The sequence below is a fragment of the Arthrobacter sp. MA-N2 genome (assembly GCF_000517125.1).
In the GTDB taxonomy this organism is placed as follows: domain Bacteria; phylum Actinomycetota; class Actinomycetes; order Actinomycetales; family Micrococcaceae; genus Arthrobacter; species Arthrobacter methylotrophus.
In genome coordinates this window covers 1-15,895 of record NZ_KI912157.1, presented here as the reverse complement: position 1 = coordinate 15,895, position 15,895 = coordinate 1, and the positions used below count along the sequence as shown (strand labels likewise).

Here is a 15,895-nt window from a genome sequence, read left to right as displayed (position 1 = left end):
ACCGTGGTGAGGCGATATGCAGCCATACCGAAGACAAGGACTGATCATGTATCGCCTGACCGGCTCCAGACGTTCCTATGACTGGGGGTCCGAAACCTCCATGTTCGAATTTCTGGGAGGCGACCCTGACGGGGCGCCCTTTGCGGAGCTGTGGCTCGGCGCCCACCCGACCGGCCCCTCCATGGCCCATACCTCCACCGGGGCCGCCGGACTCGATAAAGTCATCGAGTCCGACCCCATCACGCACCTCGGCCACCAAGTCCAGGCCGAGTTCGGGCGTCTGCCCTACCTGCTCAAACTGCTCGCTCCGGCACGCCCCCTCTCGATGCAGGTCCATCCCACCCCTGAGATGGCTCAGGCAGGCTTCCACGAGGAGGAAACCCGCGGGGTGCCCGTGACCGACCCCGGCCGCAACTTCAAGGACGAATACCACAAACCCGAAATGGTCTACGCCCTCACCCGATTCGAGGGACTCGTCGGGTTCCGGACCAAGGACCAAGTCCACAGTCTCTTGTCGCGCCTGGGCGGACCCGTCACCGCCGCCCTCGATGCGGTGGCCTCCGCCGCGGCGGAGGCCGGCCTCCGGAACGGGCTCCGTCAGCTCCTGCAGCTGAGCACAGAGGACCTTGACCATGTAGTTGCAGCATGCCGCCACCTGGCCGCCACCAGCTCCGACCCTGAAGAACGCAGAGCGTATGGCACCGTTGACGAGTTGGCCCGCGTCTACCCAGGAGACGTCGGCGCGGTCGTTTCCCTGCTCCTGAACCGGGTCCTCCTGGAACCTGGCCAACTCGTCTTTCTCGGCGACGGCATCCCGCACGCCTATCTCAGCGGATTCGGGCTCGAGCTAATGGCAAACTCGGATAACGTGCTGCGTCTCGGGCTCACGTCCAAACACCTCGACAGCAACGCCATGATCGACGCACTCGACTTCACTTCAACAGGCTACGACGTGGAATCCGCTCCCAATGGCGCCGTCACGCACGTGTTCGCCCCGCCCGTCCCCGAATTCTCACTTTCCATTAGCCACCCTGAGCGCGCGGACGGCCCGCACACCTTGCCCGGAGACGGACCCCGAGTGCTCATCTGCGTGGAAGGAACCATACAGGCAACGACAGACGGGGAACCCCAAGGACTCAGGCTGAACCGCGGGGAATCAATCTTCGTCCCCGCCGCCGACGGCCCCCTCACAGTCAAAGGTTCCGGAACCGTTGCACAGGCCTTCGTTCCCAGGTCAGAGAAATGAAAATTGGAATCCTTACCAGCGGTGGCGACTGCCCCGGACTCAACGCCGTCATCCGTGGCGCCGTCCTCAAGGGAATTGCCATTCACGGCCAGGAATTCGTCGGTTTCCGGGACGGTTGGCGAGGCGTCGTGGAGGGCGACGTCATCGACATTCCCCGCACCATGGTCCGCGGTATCGCCAAGCAGGGTGGAACCATCCTCGGCACGTCCCGCACCAACCCGTTCGAGAACGGCGGCGGGCCGGATGTCATCAAGGCCCACATGGACCGCCTCGGGATCGACGCCATTATTGCCATCGGCGGCGAAGGCACCCTGGCCGCCGCGAAGCGCCTGACCGACGCCGGCTTGAAGATCGTGGGCGTCCCCAAGACCGTGGACAACGACCTCGACGCCACCGACTACACCTTCGGTTTCGACACCGCCGTCCAGATCGCCACCGAGGCCATCGACCGGCTGCGCACCACCGGAGAATCCCACCACCGCTGCATGATCGCCGAGGTCATGGGCCGCCACGTGGGCTGGATCGCCCTGCACGCGGGCATGGCTGCCGGCGCGCACGCCATCCTCATCCCCGAGCAGAAGGTCAGCATCGAGCAGATCACCGAGTGGGTTCAGGAGGCCCACGACCGTGGCCGGGCACCGTTGATTGTTGTTGCCGAAGGGTTTGTCCCGGACCACATGGAATCCCCGCACTCCGAACGCGGCCTGGACACCTTCGGCCGTCCCCGGCTCGGTGGCATCGCGGACCAACTGGCCCCGGAAATCGAAGCCCGCACCGGCATCGAAACCCGCGCCACCATCCTGGGCCACATCCAGCGCGGCGGCGTGCCCTCAGCCTTCGACCGGGTCCTGGCCACCCGGCTGGGCATGGCCGCCATCGATTCCGTCGTCGAAGGCCGCTGGGGAACCATGGTGGCCCTCAAAGGCACGGAAATCGAACATGTGGGCTTCGAAGCCGCCCTGGGCAAACTCAAGACCGTCCCGCAGAACCGCTACGACGAAGCCGCGGTACTGTTCGGCCAGGGTGCATTGCCGGGTCACGATTAGTTGTCTCACGTGCGGGGAAAGTCCTATTGACCAGCATCGGCCGCCGGGGACCGGCTGAAAGCTCGGCGGAACGAGGCCTCTACTAATGGGGGGAGCGCGGTGTTAGGTACTCGCGTAGTCCTGGGATTGCGAAGTCCACAAGCCCGTGTCCTGCAGGCTCTATTAGCCCGGCGTCCAGCAGCCGGGTTCGGTAGTTTCCCACGGCGTTTGGCCGCATGCCGGTTCGTTTGCCGATGTCTGTGGTGGAGGAAGGCCCGGGATCCTCCGCCATGGCCTGAAGGAAGTCGCGATCTCTCCCAGATGTTGTAGACAGTGCCGCCTCGATGACTACGCGTTCGTTTCGGCGGCGGGCTGCGGCGACTGCTCTGTTTACAGCTGCAGTGTCCAGGCCTCCAAGGGCACTTTCCGCTTCCTGCCAGAGGTAGTAGCCGACCAGTTGGATCAGGAACGGGTAGCCGCCGGTGCCTTCTGCCGCGTTCCTGGCCAGTTCGGGGCCGAGCGTCTTCCCTGCGCCTTCAAATGTCTCGGCAAAGGAGCGTTCGACTTCAGCGATGGAAGCTGCGTGGAGGTCGATGCGGTCTGCTCTGCGCAAGAACGTGGCGACTCCTTCATTGAGCAGGTCGGAGACCGCGGCAGGCAATCCGGCAAAGATGAGTCCGATGGGCAGTCCCTCGCGAATGAAGTGCTGCACGTCGGCCGCGAGTTGGGATAATTCCGTGCGATCAGCGGCATGGATCTCGTCAACGGTGATGACCAGGCCGGTGCCGCGCTGTGCCAGCAGGCGGAGAAGCTCTGCACCACGGACACGCCAGTCAACCTGTTCCTCAGGAGCGAGTTGGGTCGTCACGGCGAAGCCGGCAACTGACAACGCGGTGACCCTCCGGCCTGTAGGCCCGTCGCCCAGTTCATTGGTTAGCCGCCGCATTGCTTCACCGATGCGGCCCAGGAACCCTCCGGTCGCGGTCTCGGAAACTACCGCCCAGCCACTTGCTATGGCGAGGTCTTCGGCGGCGCCCAGCATGACGGTCTTGCCGATGCCCCGGGCTCCGGTGAAAATGGTCAAGAGACCCGGGGCTCCCGAACCGAGACGTAGACCGTATGCGAACTCGTCCAGCACTCCCCCGCGGCCGACCAGATCGGGCGGAGTCGCCCCTGCTGTTGGACGAAACGGGTTTTCCATGGGCGCTCCTGTGAATGTCTATGAATCCTGTGATTCTTGTGTATTACACCGTATCAGTTTGGTTTATGTGCGAACCCCGCGGCTGTGGCCCGGTACCGGCCGGCTCCCAATCCCCGCCACATTGCCTGGGGGCGCCGACGCTCCAGTCCTCATTTGTCCAGTGTCTGGACAATTAGTTCCGCTGCCCACAGCTGGGGGAAAATCCTGATGGGTTATCCACCGCTACTGCTGCTAAGGGAGCTACCCTATGGCTCCCAATTCCAGCCGTGGGTAACCCGGATTGACCCCAACTGTGGACTGCTAGGAGTCACGTTTTGTATGGTGTGGCTCCCAGGCGATAGGGCTATTCCTCGAGCTTGACTTGGAGGTCCCTGAACACTGCGTCGCGCTGTTTCTGGGAGAGCTGAAGCAGTGGCACATCACGCAGCTCGTCGAGGTTGATGTCTTCGTCCTCCTGGTCATCGTCGTCGAGCATGACGAGCATGTCGTCGTAGGTCAGGACCATGACGTTGCGCTGCAGTGGCCGGAACGCGAGTTCACCCCAGTACTTGGCGAGGGCGCGGCATTCCATCCGGTGTTTTACAGATCCTTCTTCCATGCCTTCCTGGAGCCCGGGCGCCGCGTGCAGGGCGGTGACGACGGTACCGCGGCCTACTGCGTGGAGGATGGCTTTGAGTACTTGGTGCCCGGCCCGGTGCCCGCGGAACCGGGGCTGGACGCTCACCCAGGTCACGATCATCAGGTCGCCTTGGCGGACCGGTTCGCCTCCGACCGTAAGCAGGCTGGGCTGGGACCCGGCAGCGATGAACACTTCGGCGAATTGGGACAGTTCGGCGCTGTGCGCGTCCAAGGTTTCGAAGAGGTTGACGTCGCCGATGTCGGGGATCACGTAGACGCTGGCTTCCGCGACGGTGACCCGGCCTTGGGCGTCGACCTCCAGGGTGTCGTAGCCGGGTTCGAGGATTTCAGCGTCGATGTAGGCGCGCACGTCCCATGACTGCGGGTAGTCTTCGGGCCGGTCCCAGGAGTCCGGTCGGGCTGGGTAGTCCAGGGCGTACGTCAGTCGCACCCATTGAAGGGCGTCGCCGATGTCGTTGTGGTCGTCGGGCAGGACTTCACCTTCCACTGCTTTGCCGCGGGTGTGCTCGATACCAGCCATGAGAGTTTACCAAATTCACCACTCGGACTAAATTCACCAAATTCACCAAAATTCACCTGCTAGGCTGATTCGATGATAGCTGTGGAGAATCCGTTCCGCCCTACAGCGGGGGCTACCCCGCCTGAGGTCATCGGCCGCGCGGGGCTGCTTGACGAATTCGAGTATGGGCTGCAACTGGGCTCCGGCGCTCCGGGACTGCTGTCCATCTTCACCGGCGCGCGTGGGATCGGCAAGACCGTCATGCTCGGTGCCGCCCATGACCTCGCCAGGGAACATGGCTGGGCCGTCGTCTCGGAGACCGCCACCGGGGCCTTTATGGGCCGGATCGGCGAGAAGATGCGCCGGCTCGCCGAAGAGCTCGGCGACGGGCCCGAACCCCGGCGACACGTCACGGGGATTACCGTTGCGGGCTTTGGCGTCACGTCCCAGCTTTCTCCGGAACGACAAGTCGATTGGAGGGAGCTCGGGGAGAACCTCCTCGGGCTGTTGGATGAGCGCGGAACCGGACTCCTGATCACCGTGGATGAAATCCACGCGGCCGACCGGGCGGAACTGTCCCAGTTGGCCGCGAACGTCCAGCATTTCATTCAGGACCGGCTCCCCATCGGGCTGATCTTCGCCGGACTGCCCTCTGCGGTGTCGGACCTCCTGAACGAGGGCGTAGCGACGTTCCTTCGCCGGGCTGACAAAACAGACCTGCATGCCGCCGCGGTACGCGATGTGGAAGCGTCGTTCACGGAAACGTTCGGCACCGCCGGGATCATCATCGCGCCAGAGCTGGTGCACAAGGCAGCCGTCGCCACTGGCGGCTATCCCTTCCTGATTCAGCTGGTCGGCTACTTCCTGTGGAGGGAAGCGGAAAACCACGACGGTTCACTCTCATCCGCCACGGTCGACCGGGCGATAGCGGCAGCAATACGGCGCAACGAACGCGTGGTGATTGAAGCCGCCCTCGCCACGGCGTCCGGAAAGGACTTGGGGTTCTTGCACGCCATGGCAGTTGACGAGGGCCCCTCAACCGTCGGCGACATCGTCCAGCGGACCGGATCCCGCCCGACGCTCGTCGCCAAGTACCGCACCCGGCTCCTGGCGGCAGGGCTCATCGAGTCCACCGGCCATGGCAAGGTCGCATTCGCCATTCCCGGCCTTGGCCAGTACCTGCGAAAGCATCCGCTGTAAATCTGCAGCCCTTAGCGGCTGGGACCGCTCCTGGATTTCTGCGCCCCGAGGGCCGCGCCGGAGTTTGTCTTTTGTGCCTTCGCCGGCGCTTTACCGGTGACGAGTGCGGCGCTGGGGTGGGTGCCCTCGCTGCGTGCAGCGGCGAGGCGTCCCTTGATGCGTTCCTCGCTGGCAGTTCCGGCGAGTGCGGCGGCGAACGCCTGGTGATGGCCGGCGGAACCGTATTCTGCGCCTGAGCTGGTTTCGGCCTTCCGGCCCTGGTCTTGCAGGCGTTTGCTGTTGTCGTCGCCGGTGACCCGGCTTTCCAGTTCACGGCCCATGGCTTCGATGCGGGCAAAGAGTTCGGCTTCGGTGCGTTCGTAGCGCTGTTCCAGCGGCTGCTCCTGGGAGCCGGTGAATCCACCCTCGGCGAGAAGCTTCGCTTCGTGCCAGTCCCTGGCGGCGTCCACGAACGTAGCTTCCTCGAAGTGTCGGTCGCCCGCGCCGGCGAAGTTCGCCGTGGTTTCTTCGCGCAACTGGTCGATAGTGGGACCGTTGATGCCGTCTTTGCCGATCAGGTACAGGCGTTCCTTCACAGCGGTGTCGGCGGCCTCAATGGCCGCCGGGGTCCTGGCGTCGTGGGCGCTGTGCAGCGCCTCCGACAGCGCGGGGTTGTTCAGGTATTCGACGGGCACCTGGTGCCGCTCCATTTCCGGGGCCAGCGTCCGGGCCTTGGCGCGGAGTTCTTCGGCCTGGGCCGCGGCGATGAGGGCCATGCCCTTCCGGTGCTCCGCGACAGCGGCACGGCGTGCCTGTTCTGCGGCGATGGTTTCGATGCCGGATGCCAGGTACGTGGCGTCCGTGCCGACGTCGCGGGTGTCGATGCCGTAGCGGCGCTGAACTTCGGTCCGGATCTTCTCTGATGCTGCGAGGGCGGCCGGGTCGTGGTCCTTCCAGCCCTCGGCGACGGCGTGGGCCGCGGCGATGTCGCTGGGCTGTGCCTTGTCCCACCACTGGTCCTTCGCCACGGGAGCCAGCGCTGCGTGGGCGGCGCTGCGCTCGGCAGCAAGGCGCGCCCGCGCTTCGTGCGCTGCCTGGGCGTCCTGATGTTCCTGTTGCCGCTGGCTCTCCTGGCGCCGGCGTGCCAGTGTCTCGGCAATGCGTGAGGCGACCATCAGCGACTGCCGCAGACCGCCGTCCAGGACGTCATCCATTCCGTCTGATTCACTCATGCTGTTCCCTTGCAGTAGGTGGTGGTGGTCTTTATCGGTCGAGGCCCGGCCCGGCGTCGCGCCGGCCGGGCTGGGAGGTCTTCGCCGGCGTCGCCGGTATTGGCGTCGTGGGCAGTACTGATCCCGGACGGATAGGGACCATGCCGCGCCGGGCGATATCGATCGCCCTCGGCGGTAGTCCAGCGTCGGCCGGCTGCTGCCCGGCACCCACCAAGACCGTCTTGGGCATCGTCCCGGTAAACGGGGCCAACTGCTCCTCGACCACCGAACGGATGCGCTGGGCCTCACGGGTCCGCCCGGACTGGGCATGCATTTCATACACGGCGAAGGCGGTGTTGATCAGCTGCACCATGAGCGCTGTTTGTGCGGCCGTTTTGGTCTTGCTGGCCGCGGCCATGAACAACATGGCCGTTCCCGCAATCGACGGGAGAGCGACAGGTTTGCTGTGTTGCCGTGGTGCGCGCAGCTGGGCGGTGCGGGACAGTTCGGCGGCGGTGGCCGCCAGCGGACCCGGGGTCGGTTCAAGCCGGTAGGACCATGCCGCGAACGCCCCGGAGACGTCCCGTGCTGCCTTCGCCCAGGTTGCGTGATCATCACGTGGAATGCTGCGCAGCTGGTCAGCCAGGGCGGCCGCGTTGCGGGTGTATTCCACCCACGCCTCCGCCGGCGGTGTTGCGTTCTCGGGGCCGGTCCTGGAGACCGTGCGCCTGTTCCGGGCGGCCGCGTTCCATTCCGCTGCGGCTTCCGTCGCCTGGTGCGGGGTGTCGGGCCATTCTTCCCGGAGGGCCCCGAGTTTCAGGTCTGAGGCGAGGGTTCCGCCGCCGAACCAGATCGGCCGCTGTCCCCGGGCGGGGCGTTCGGCTACGGAGTAGCCGACAATGACGTCGGTGGTGTTCTTCGCGTAGCGCGGACGTATCAGCAGGCCGGTGTCGCGGGCCCTGCGGACGAACTCCGCTTCGGTCGCTGATGCGCTGGCGCTGGCGCGGACTTTCCGGGCCAAACATGAGCGGTGCATTTCCCGGTCGTCCCGGACGGCGGTGGCCTTCTCGGCCCGGTCGTATCCGCGGGTGGCGTGCACGGTGGAGAGCTGTTCCAGACCGTACTTGACCTCCAGCTCACGGCAGCTCTGTTGTGCACGCTGGTAGTCACCATGGGTGGAGGCTTTGGTGCCGTCCTCGCGGACCAGGGACACGGCTATGTGGATGTGGTGGTTGCCGTTCTCACTCGTGCCGTGGTTGACCGCGGCCCACCGGCACCGTGCCTTGCCGCTGGCTTCGGTGAAGCCCATGGCGTCGACGAAGTCGTTGGCGATATCGCCCCACTGCTGGTCCGTCAGTGCGCCCTCTTCGGCGCGCAGGCTCAGCGAGCAGTGCCAGACACTGGCGTCCTTGTAGCCGATGTGCACGCGCTCCTTCTTGGCCGCGTCCCACTGCATGTCTTTGATCTGCACCGAGACACCAAACACCTTCCGCGGCCGGTCCAGGTGCTTGGCAATCGCCAGGGCATCATCGCGGTCCAGAACACCGTCGTCGTACCAGGCCATGACCGCCGCATCCCCTGCCACCAGGTGCGGGTCGGTGTGGGAGTTCTTCGTCTTGTTGGCATCGGTCGAGGCCAGATACAGCACGAGTCCGGACATCCTGGATCCGCGGGTGATGTTCGGAATCATCGGCTACATCAGCCCGTCAATCGCGTCGTCGATCCGCATGGCCACAGTGCGGATGTGCTTCAGCGCCTCACGGGCTTCAGCGGGGAACTCGCCCGTGGCGTTGGCCTGCCGGGCAAGCTGGTTGATGTTGTTCGAGGAACGGGCCAGCAGATTGTGCAAAGACATGAGCTCCGCCGCAATGGCGCGGCGTTCCGTCGGTGATTCAGAGTGCTCCGACAGGGCTGTTGAAATCAGGAGGTTCGGGACGGTGACCTTTTCCCGCTCGGCCCTGGCAACGAGCGCGGCTTCCTCCTCCACGGTGACCCACACCTCGCGGCGCTTCTTCGTCCCCGCCGGCGAATTTTCACGGCGTCGCTTGGACAGACGCGGACGGGACTCATTCTGCTCAGTCACGCACTCCCCCATCCTTTTGAAAGCCCAGCGCAGCGACCCCGAAACCGGGGACCACACCAACCAGTGTGCCAAGCAAACCGCCAAAGGCGCGGAAGCGACACACCATTTACACCCGTGTAAATGTATAGCTTGCTCCGTCCGGTTGGGTTTGAACGTTTTTCCGCCACGTGTGCGGGGTCTCCGAAAACCCTGCTTCCGGCTGTCAGCGGTGGCCGGTAGGGTTTGGGTATGGATATCAACGACATCGCCGCAAAGGCCGCCGCCAAAATCGACTCCGCCAGGGACGCCAAAGTCAGCGCCGTCAAGCAAGCCGCTGCCAGCGGCGTCGAGGTCCAGGAAGCCGCTCAGCTGCTCGCCGCGGCAGAACAGAAGTACGCCAAGGACTACCAGGCCGCCCTGCGCGCAGACTGGACCGAATCCGACTTGCGCGGCTTCGGTCTGGATGCCCCGGCGAAGAAGGCCGGCGGGCGTCCGCGCGGCCGGAAGGGCGCGCAAGAGTCAGCTCCCGTGGCTGGCGTATCGGAGTAGCAACCCCTCGCCCACATGGGCACGGCAAAAGCTATTTCCTACGGGCTTTTCCCGCACACACCTGGACGACGGGACCCACCTGACCGTCTGCACACAACCACCACGTCACCATCCTCAGCGCACGTCACCCTGGGTTAGCGGTGGCTGTGCACAGTCTCCGTAAGGAGCGGGCCGGGTCGGAGAAATTTGAAGATCGGGCGTCCGCGTTTCCGTCCGGGTGTGTGCGGTTAAACAGAAGAGGACCGGCCTGGTGGCCGGTCCTCTTCTGTTCCTCGGACAAAGGAAATCTGTGATCCACACTAGCTGAATGTACCGAGCCTGAGCGGCTGACGGGTCATCGTATTGTGCGCGTGGTACCCACCTTGCGGGTCGCGTGGTCTGCGGGGCCCGAGCCGCGGCACGTTGGTGGTTCCTGGCTGTCGCGTCGAACGGCGGTCCGCCGCTGATGAGCAGCTTCTTTGGTTCGCACCGTGCGGCGGACCGCCCGACCTCTGGAAGGTTCCTGGCCATCATGTGGTGGGTGGCCGGGGTCTTTCCCGGGCGGCGGGGGCTTTGCCGGGCGGTGGGGGTTCCGCCCGGCAAGGGCTCTTATGCGGCTTCGTGTTCCTGTGCGGGTGCGGCGCTGTCGAGGATGATCTGCTCGACCGGGCTGGCCGTGTATCCCCAGGCAATGAGCCGGGTCAGGTAGTCGATGTGGCGGATGCTCGGGGACCGCCATGAGTCCTTGGCGATGGTCTTCTCATACCCTGCGCAGACCAGCGCGATCAGGGATACCTCGGGGCGGGCCGTGGACTTGGCCACGTGGTCCCTCAACGGGTTCCAGCCCCACCGATCCGGGCTCTCCCCCGTCTTGGCTCCTGCCATCTCGGCGGCGACGGTTCCCTCGTATCCGCTGGCCGTTTCGGGGTGGTGGGTGATGGCGTGGACGGTGAAGTGCTGCCAGCCTTTGGGCGGCTGTTTCTTCGCCAGCAGGGTCTTCACGAAGTCGCGGCGGACCACAGTTGCCGACTGCATCAGTTTGTTGTTTTCGATCAGGGTTTTCCGCTCGGCCTTCTGCTCCTCCGTCATCGGACCTTTGTTCGCCGGTGATGCTCCGTAGCCGCTGTACCGGAGAGTGAAACCCAGGTCCTTCCAGCAGGCGACGACCGGGACGGTGGAGTGATGGCCGTTGTAGGACGTGACGATGTGCACGGCGTTGGCGTCCTCGTCGGTGGCCGGTTCCCCGTCGGCCCGGTTCAGCGAGGACACCCGGACGTTCTCGCTGTCCCCGTCGTATCCGGCGCGTTCCACCACGGTGGTCCCGGCGGCTTCCAGTTCGGCGGTCAGCGCCGCGAGTGCGGCCGCGCGGTCGCGGCGGTCCCGCAACTGCTGGGTGACGTGGGCGAGCATGTCCGGTTCATCCCTGATGACCGATTCCAATTCCTCAACCGCGTCCTCATCGGCGGCGAACTCAGCCAAAATCAGGGCCGCTTCAATCGTGTACCCCTTGCCCAGGGCGGCGGATCCGGTGTCGGTGGACTTCGCTCTCAGCGCGCTCTCCACGCTCGTCTTCGTCCGTCCGGTCTTCTTCGCGATCGCGGCGGCTGAAACGCCGATAAGCGACAGCTGGTGGTAGGCGTCGGCTTCGTCCGCTTCGGTCAGTTCGGCGCGCTGTATGTTCTCCACAACCTGGGTCACGATCCGGTCGGCTTCCTCGGGGGACTCGATGATCATTACCGGGATACTCGTGCGTCCGGCCTCGACGGCGGCGCGGGTGCGGCGCTGTCCCATCAGGACGTGCACGCCTCCGTCGTCCTTGCGGTGGGCGATGACAGGTTCCATCACGCCGTGTTCCTTGATGCTGGCAATGAAATCCGGTGTCAGGGCCGCGTCTTTGCGGACGTTGATGTCCACGGTCAGGGTGGCCGGGTCGAGCATTTCGAGGGTGGGCGTGGCGTTCATGGTGTTGCTCCTTCTTGTCCGAGAAGTCGGTGAGTGGGGCGGCTTAGGTGACCGGCCAGCGCCCCCTGCTCCCCCGACGCTTCTATGTCTGTCAAGCGGCTGGAATCGGGAGCTGGCGCGGACTATAGCGGGGCGGCTTTGGTGACCGGCCAGCTCCCCTCTCCCCCCGTTGTTTTGGCTGCTGGCGAAGCTTGCGAGCTGTGGCCGACGGAGGCCCGTCTACCCGTAAGGGCAAGGAGCGGGAAATTCCCGGAGGAAATCAGCGACGTAGGAGCGCCGCAGGGAAATTCCTGGGCCGCGGGCCCCGACGAAGGAGGGGCTAGACGGGCCGGAGCGGACACGTACAATCCGTCAGGACAGCCGCCAAAACAGAAAAAGCGCTTCTACAGCCCGAGCGAAGCGAGGCCCTTTTCAGCGTTTAAAAGGGCTGAGGCCGGCCCCGTGGGGCCGGCCTCAGCTTTCCCTCAGCAAAAGGAAACTCGGTGCTGCAGCGTCATCGCTGCAGGAAACTTACAGGTCCAGCGGGGATTTCTCCCAGGAGATATCAACGATGGGGGCGCCTGGCTGCGGCATGGTCAACATCGAGAGCTCGAGGACGTCCTGGGCATGGGTGGCACCGGCAGGTGCTGCGTCCTCGTCCGTCAGGATGTATTCGTGGCTCATGTGCTGCCCCCAGGCTCGTAGTGGATCGTCTTCGTTTCCACTGTAGCCCGGGCATTCGGCCGTTTACTGCGTGTGGTGCTGCGCCCGCGGCAGCGTGGTCTGTGGCCGGAGGAGATGTTCCTATAGACAACCGCCGTGAGAGGCTTTGCACAAAGACTCACATTTGGGGAATTACTTTGGACATACTTTCGATAGTCCTCGGCGTGGTCGTGGTCGCTGGGCCTGTGGTCCTAGCTGCAGTCGCGCTGTATTGGATCATTCGCCTCGGCGTGAAGCACGGGTTGCGTTCCTATGATCTGGATAAGGCCCGGGAGACAGAACCCGTGGTCTAAGCGCTTCGCGTCCGTGGGGCTGTGGCCTCTTTTTGCAGGCTCCCACTTGCCGGCCACGCCATACCTGATTGCCACCACTGTCGCGCCATCGGCGGCCGGAGGAGCGCATGCGGGGGAGGCCGCCACCGCGCCCAGGGGGCCGGACCGTTTTCCCGGCCCGGCCCCCGTTTGTTTAGTGGTGCCGCTTGTAGGCGGTGTCCTGGTTCTTCGCGACCGGGGCGATGGTTCCCCTGCTGACCAGCTGGTCCATCAGTTCCGCGAGCCGGTAGCCGGGTGTGTCCGTCATGGCTGCGGTGAAGTGGTCCGCGGCGACGGACGATTGGCCTTTGAGGTATGCCAGCCATCCGATCAGGGTCAGCAGGGGCGCCCGGTAGCCTTCGGGCGCGGCGTCGATGAGGTCCCGGGCGGTTTCCTGGGCCCGGTCCACGCGGTTCCAGTCCGGGGTGATGCCCTCCCCCAGGAGCAGGTTCCCGCTTTCCTCGGCGTCGGGCCGTTCCGGGTCGATGACGTTGCAGAACAAGGTGTCGCGCAGGTCCGGGCGCTGGAAGCATGCGAGCAGCTCCACTGCCGTTGCCGGGTCCGTCCAGCCGTCCCGGGTCAGGGCCTCGGCCCACAGTTCCCGTCCGGGATTCAGCTCGGCGCCGAGCACTCCCGGGAGCGCGTGGCGGATTTGTTCCTCCCTGTCTGCCGGTCCTGCAAACGGTGCGTAGCTGGTGCCGGGCGTCTTTTGGTAGCTGCTGCCGCGGAATACCATTTCCGCGTTCAGTTGCCCGTCGGTGATGGACTCCAGCGGTTCGGGCGGGCAGCACCCGGCGTCGCTGTCGCACAGGAGGTTTTGCCAGTGCGACGGGGTGACCAGCCACGCGTCCTGCAGAGGGGTACCCGCACCTTCCAGCGCCTCGATGACGGCCTCGAAGTGGTCGTAGAAGGGGCGGGGCTGTCCGGGTGCGGGGGTGCTGGCTGTGTAGATGGCCAGCAGCACCGCCGTGGCCTGTGTGTCCAATGCGAGGTAGTCCACCATGGAGCGGGCGAAACCGGCGGGTTCGACGAACGCGGGGGCGTCGACGCGCAGGGTCGCGCCCAGGGTCTTGCCCCGCATGGTCAGGAACACAAAGGATTCCCGCGGTACGAACCCGAGGGAGTGCGGGATGAAACCGAGAATGTCGGCGGGGCTGGAGATGCGGATGGCGTCGTTCATGGTGTTTATGTCCTTTGCTGAGGATTTAGGTGGGTGGGGCGGCTCGTGGTGACCGGCCAGCTTCCCCTTCTCCCCCGTTGTTTTGGCTGCTGGCGAAGCTTGCGGAGCTGTGGCCGACGGAGGCCTGTCTACCAGCAGGGCAAGGGGCGGAAATCTTCGTAAGGGAATCAGCGACGAAGGAGCGCCGTCGAAGAATTCCTCACCGCAGGCCCCGACGAAGGAGGGGCTAGACGGGCCGGAGCGGACACGTACAATCCGTCAGGACAGCAGCCAAAACGTCGTAGACAGAACAGGGCCAGGGGCGGCGGAGCCCTGCGGAGCCGGCGCTGGCCCCACAGCCGGCCGCGCCAGCGGACGCCCTTTCCTGGTGAGCCCTGCGAACCCTTCCATCAGCACCCCTGGTCTTCTTTCGGCGTCCCTGGCTTCGGCGGCCGCGCGGCCCCGGTCGCCGGCAGTAAGTGTGCGAATGGCGGTCCGACTACGCCGACCCCCAGCGCAGGCCGGCCACGACGGCAGACCGCCAGCGGTGGCCGCCCCGGCGACGGGGCGGCCACTTGAAGGGGCTATTCTGCGAGGAGTTCGGCCAGTTCGGCTGCATCGGAGACCAGCACCGCCGCGCCTTCTTTTAGAAGCCGGTGGCATCCTGCGGAGTTGGCGCTGTTTATCTGTAGTCATGGAGCAGCGTCTTCGATTGTCAGTTATTGGTTGGTTTTTCTTTGTGGTGGACACGTCAGTTTCGTTGTCAGTGGCTGCCCATAGGGTGCTCCCATGATTGCCCCTGGAGCGTTCGGGTTTCGTTGGGTGCGGTCCACTTCGGGAGTGGACCTGGCCGTCGTGTTCGACCGGCGGAGCGGGGTGATTCATCCGGGGGCGTGTGACTGGTTGCTGTCTTTGGTTGAGTCCGGCGCTTCGCCGAACACGGTGCGCAACTACGGTCTGAGGATCGCGGGGTTCCTGAGCTGGCTTCCGGCTCAGGGGCTGGCGTGGACCCAAGCCAGGCCCTCGGCGATGGTGCGGTGGAAGAACCATCTGTCAGTAACTCCCGTGCAACATGGAGCAGGGGTGGCGACGCTTAGACGTCCCTCGACGGTCGGGGCGTGGCTGGTTGCGGTGGTCGAGTTCTACCGGTGGGCGGCGAATGAGGGTCTGGTCCCAAAGGAGCTGGTGGCCCGTTTGTCGGAGGAGCAGTTCGTTCGGCCTGGTCCTCGGGGTGGGGAACGCGGCCGGACGCGCAGTGTTGCCGCGAAGGAGCTGCGGGTCAGGTCGGTGGAGGTGCCGAGGACGCCCGCGTGGTTGTCGGAGGCAGCGGACCGACGGGCGTTGCTGGCGCTGTCGTTGCGTCCACGGGACCGGTTCTTGGTGGAGTTGCTCTACTTCGCAGGGTTGCGTGTGGGTGAGGCGTTGTCGTTGTTCCGGGAGGATCTGCACTTGCTGGCGAACAATCGGCCGCACGGCTGCGAGATCAGGGGTCCTCATGTTCATGTGGTGCGCAACCGTTCGGCGAACGGGGCACGTGCCAAGTCCCTGCGGGTGGTCCCGTTGCCTGCGGAGCTCGCGTTCTCTTACCAGGAGGCGCTGCGGGAGCGGATCGGCCGTGTTGGTGATGACCGGGGTCGGAACGTTTTCGTCGCCCTGGAAGGGCCGACGGCGGGACAGGCGCTGAGTTACGCGAGGGTGGTGGACTTGTTCAGGCGGTTATCGAAGCTTCTGGGGTTCAAGATCCGTCCGCATGTGCTGAGGCACACGAGGGCGACGATCTGGTTGCGCGGGCTGGAGGGCGACCCCATCGATCTTGACGTCGTACGGGTGCTGCTCGGTCACCGGTCGATCGCTTCAACGCTGATCTACACGCACGCCTCCGAGGAGTCGCTGCGGGCGGCGGTCGCCAACCCGGCAGTCCAGTTCCCGCAATTCCCGGCGGCGGGCGCATGAGCGCCGTTGCGCAGGAACTGACTCCGTCGCCATGCGGTGCCGGCACCGGATGGCGCGAGTTTCTGGCCGGGATGCTCAGCGATGACTGGGCCGTCGGTTCCTGGGACCCGGGCCGCGGCGTGTTGACGATCGACCCGTTCAACGAACTCAACGATTTCAAAGTCTGTGACCGCCCCGGCTGCACCAACCCGGCCGCCCGCGTGGCGTTTTGCCAATCG

The 15,895-nt window shown here is 65.2% G+C and carries 14 protein-coding genes and 1 pseudogene; 6 read left to right on the top strand and 9 right to left on the bottom strand.

The genetic code is table 11. The annotated features are described in order from the left end of the window. The first annotated feature begins 46 nt into the window (after window positions 1-46). Complete coding sequence (gene manA / locus A3M3_RS0121620) at window positions 47-1,246, top strand: mannose-6-phosphate isomerase, class I (RefSeq protein WP_028268075.1); 1,200 nt, start codon at window positions 47-49, stop codon at window positions 1,244-1,246. Next, complete coding sequence (locus tag A3M3_RS0121615) at window positions 1,243-2,292, top strand: ATP-dependent 6-phosphofructokinase (RefSeq protein ID WP_028268074.1); 1,050 nt, start codon at window positions 1,243-1,245, stop codon at window positions 2,290-2,292. Before manA ends, A3M3_RS0121615 begins: the two co-directional genes overlap by 4 nt. Window positions 2,293-2,374: 82 nt before the next feature. On the opposite strand, the gene A3M3_RS0121610 is transcribed toward A3M3_RS0121615, so the two are convergent. Beyond that, window positions 2,375-3,472 (bottom strand): ATP-binding protein, encoded by a 1,098-nt coding sequence (locus A3M3_RS0121610; RefSeq protein WP_028268073.1) that lies wholly within the window; start codon window positions 3,470-3,472, stop codon window positions 2,375-2,377. Between the two features lie 343 nt (window positions 3,473-3,815). Continuing rightward, window positions 3,816-4,631, bottom strand: a complete 816-nt coding sequence (locus tag A3M3_RS0121605) for a hypothetical protein (RefSeq protein ID WP_028268072.1) — start codon at window positions 4,629-4,631, stop codon at window positions 3,816-3,818. A 72-nt stretch (window positions 4,632-4,703) separates the two neighbouring features. Between A3M3_RS0121605 and A3M3_RS0121600 the strand changes: the two genes are divergently transcribed. Next, a complete protein-coding gene (locus A3M3_RS0121600) occupies window positions 4,704-5,810 on the top strand; it encodes an ATP-binding protein (protein WP_051423477.1) in 1,107 nt (368 codons plus the stop codon). 11 nt (window positions 5,811-5,821) lie between these two features. On the opposite strand, the gene A3M3_RS0121595 is transcribed toward A3M3_RS0121600, so the two are convergent. Genes A3M3_RS0121595 through mobC form a run of 3 tightly spaced genes read right to left on the bottom strand, consistent with a single transcriptional unit; the run spans window position 5,822 to window position 9,083 of the window. Further along, a complete protein-coding gene (locus A3M3_RS0121595; RefSeq protein WP_028268070.1) occupies window positions 5,822-7,021 on the bottom strand; it encodes a hypothetical protein in 1,200 nt (399 codons plus the stop codon). Window positions 7,022-7,052: 31 nt separating this feature from the next. Next, on the bottom strand, window positions 7,053-8,690 hold the full coding sequence (locus A3M3_RS0121590; RefSeq protein ID WP_028268069.1) for a relaxase/mobilization nuclease domain-containing protein: 1,638 nt from the start codon (window positions 8,688-8,690) through the stop codon (window positions 7,053-7,055). Between the two features lie 3 nt (window positions 8,691-8,693). Next, a complete protein-coding gene (mobC, locus tag A3M3_RS26355; RefSeq protein ID WP_028268068.1) occupies window positions 8,694-9,083 on the bottom strand; it encodes a plasmid mobilization relaxosome protein MobC in 390 nt (129 codons plus the stop codon). A 228-nt stretch (window positions 9,084-9,311) separates the two neighbouring features. On the opposite strand from mobC, the gene A3M3_RS0121580 reads away from it, so the two are divergent. Next, complete coding sequence (locus A3M3_RS0121580) at window positions 9,312-9,611, top strand: hypothetical protein (RefSeq protein WP_028268067.1); 300 nt, start codon at window positions 9,312-9,314, stop codon at window positions 9,609-9,611. Between the two features lie 588 nt (window positions 9,612-10,199). On the opposite strand, the gene A3M3_RS0121575 is transcribed toward A3M3_RS0121580, so the two are convergent. From A3M3_RS0121575 to A3M3_RS29100, 4 genes and pseudogenes are all read right to left on the bottom strand, one after another. Beyond that, entirely contained in the window at window positions 10,200-11,552 is a 1,353-nt protein-coding gene (locus A3M3_RS0121575) for a ParB/RepB/Spo0J family partition protein (RefSeq protein ID WP_028268066.1), read from the bottom strand. A gap of 510 nt (window positions 11,553-12,062) precedes the next feature. Then, the gene (locus A3M3_RS28275) at window positions 12,063-12,215 is read right to left on the bottom strand and encodes a hypothetical protein (protein WP_155854501.1); all 153 of its coding nucleotides are present in this window, start codon (window positions 12,213-12,215) and stop codon (window positions 12,063-12,065) included. Between the two features lie 504 nt (window positions 12,216-12,719). Continuing rightward, window positions 12,720-13,745, bottom strand: a complete 1,026-nt coding sequence (locus A3M3_RS0121560) for a DUF4192 domain-containing protein (protein WP_028268065.1) — start codon at window positions 13,743-13,745, stop codon at window positions 12,720-12,722. 563 nt (window positions 13,746-14,308) lie between these two features. Next, window positions 14,309-14,410, bottom strand: a pseudogene (locus A3M3_RS29100) (DNA-processing protein DprA); the annotation flags it as partial. Between the two features lie 103 nt (window positions 14,411-14,513). Here A3M3_RS29100 and A3M3_RS26350 point away from each other — a divergent pair. Further along, complete coding sequence (locus A3M3_RS26350) at window positions 14,514-15,677, top strand: tyrosine-type recombinase/integrase (RefSeq protein WP_081737002.1); 1,164 nt, start codon at window positions 14,514-14,516, stop codon at window positions 15,675-15,677. Beyond that, window positions 15,674-15,895: hypothetical protein (locus A3M3_RS26345; RefSeq protein ID WP_035743689.1), on the top strand; the 222-nt coding region annotated here is incomplete at its 3' end. The genes A3M3_RS26350 and A3M3_RS26345, both read left to right, overlap by 4 nt.

Bases quoted from the DNA above. Each gene is read 5' to 3' on its own strand.
- manA (WP_028268075.1), top strand. From the start codon at position 47: ATGTATCGCCTGACCGGCTCCAGACGTTCCTATGACTGGGGGTCCGAA.
- A3M3_RS0121615 (WP_028268074.1), top strand. From the start codon at position 1,243: ATGAAAATTGGAATCCTTACCAGCGGTGGCGACTGCCCCGGACTCAAC.
- A3M3_RS0121610 (WP_028268073.1), bottom strand. From the start codon at position 3,472: ATGGAAAACCCGTTTCGTCCAACAGCAGGGGCGACTCCGCCCGATCTG.
- A3M3_RS0121605 (WP_028268072.1), bottom strand. From the start codon at position 4,631: ATGGCTGGTATCGAGCACACCCGCGGCAAAGCAGTGGAAGGTGAAGTC.
- A3M3_RS0121600 (WP_051423477.1), top strand. From the start codon at position 4,704: ATGATAGCTGTGGAGAATCCGTTCCGCCCTACAGCGGGGGCTACCCCG.
- A3M3_RS0121595 (WP_028268070.1), bottom strand. From the start codon at position 7,021: ATGAGTGAATCAGACGGAATGGATGACGTCCTGGACGGCGGTCTGCGG.
- A3M3_RS0121590 (WP_028268069.1), bottom strand. From the start codon at position 8,690: ATGATTCCGAACATCACCCGCGGATCCAGGATGTCCGGACTCGTGCTG.
- A3M3_RS0121580 (WP_028268067.1), top strand. From the start codon at position 9,312: ATGGATATCAACGACATCGCCGCAAAGGCCGCCGCCAAAATCGACTCC.
- A3M3_RS0121575 (WP_028268066.1), bottom strand. From the start codon at position 11,552: ATGAACGCCACGCCCACCCTCGAAATGCTCGACCCGGCCACCCTGACC.
- A3M3_RS28275 (WP_155854501.1), bottom strand. From the start codon at position 12,215: ATGAGCCACGAATACATCCTGACGGACGAGGACGCAGCACCTGCCGGT.
- A3M3_RS0121560 (WP_028268065.1), bottom strand. From the start codon at position 13,745: ATGAACGACGCCATCCGCATCTCCAGCCCCGCCGACATTCTCGGTTTC.
- A3M3_RS26350 (WP_081737002.1), top strand. From the start codon at position 14,514: ATGATTGCCCCTGGAGCGTTCGGGTTTCGTTGGGTGCGGTCCACTTCG.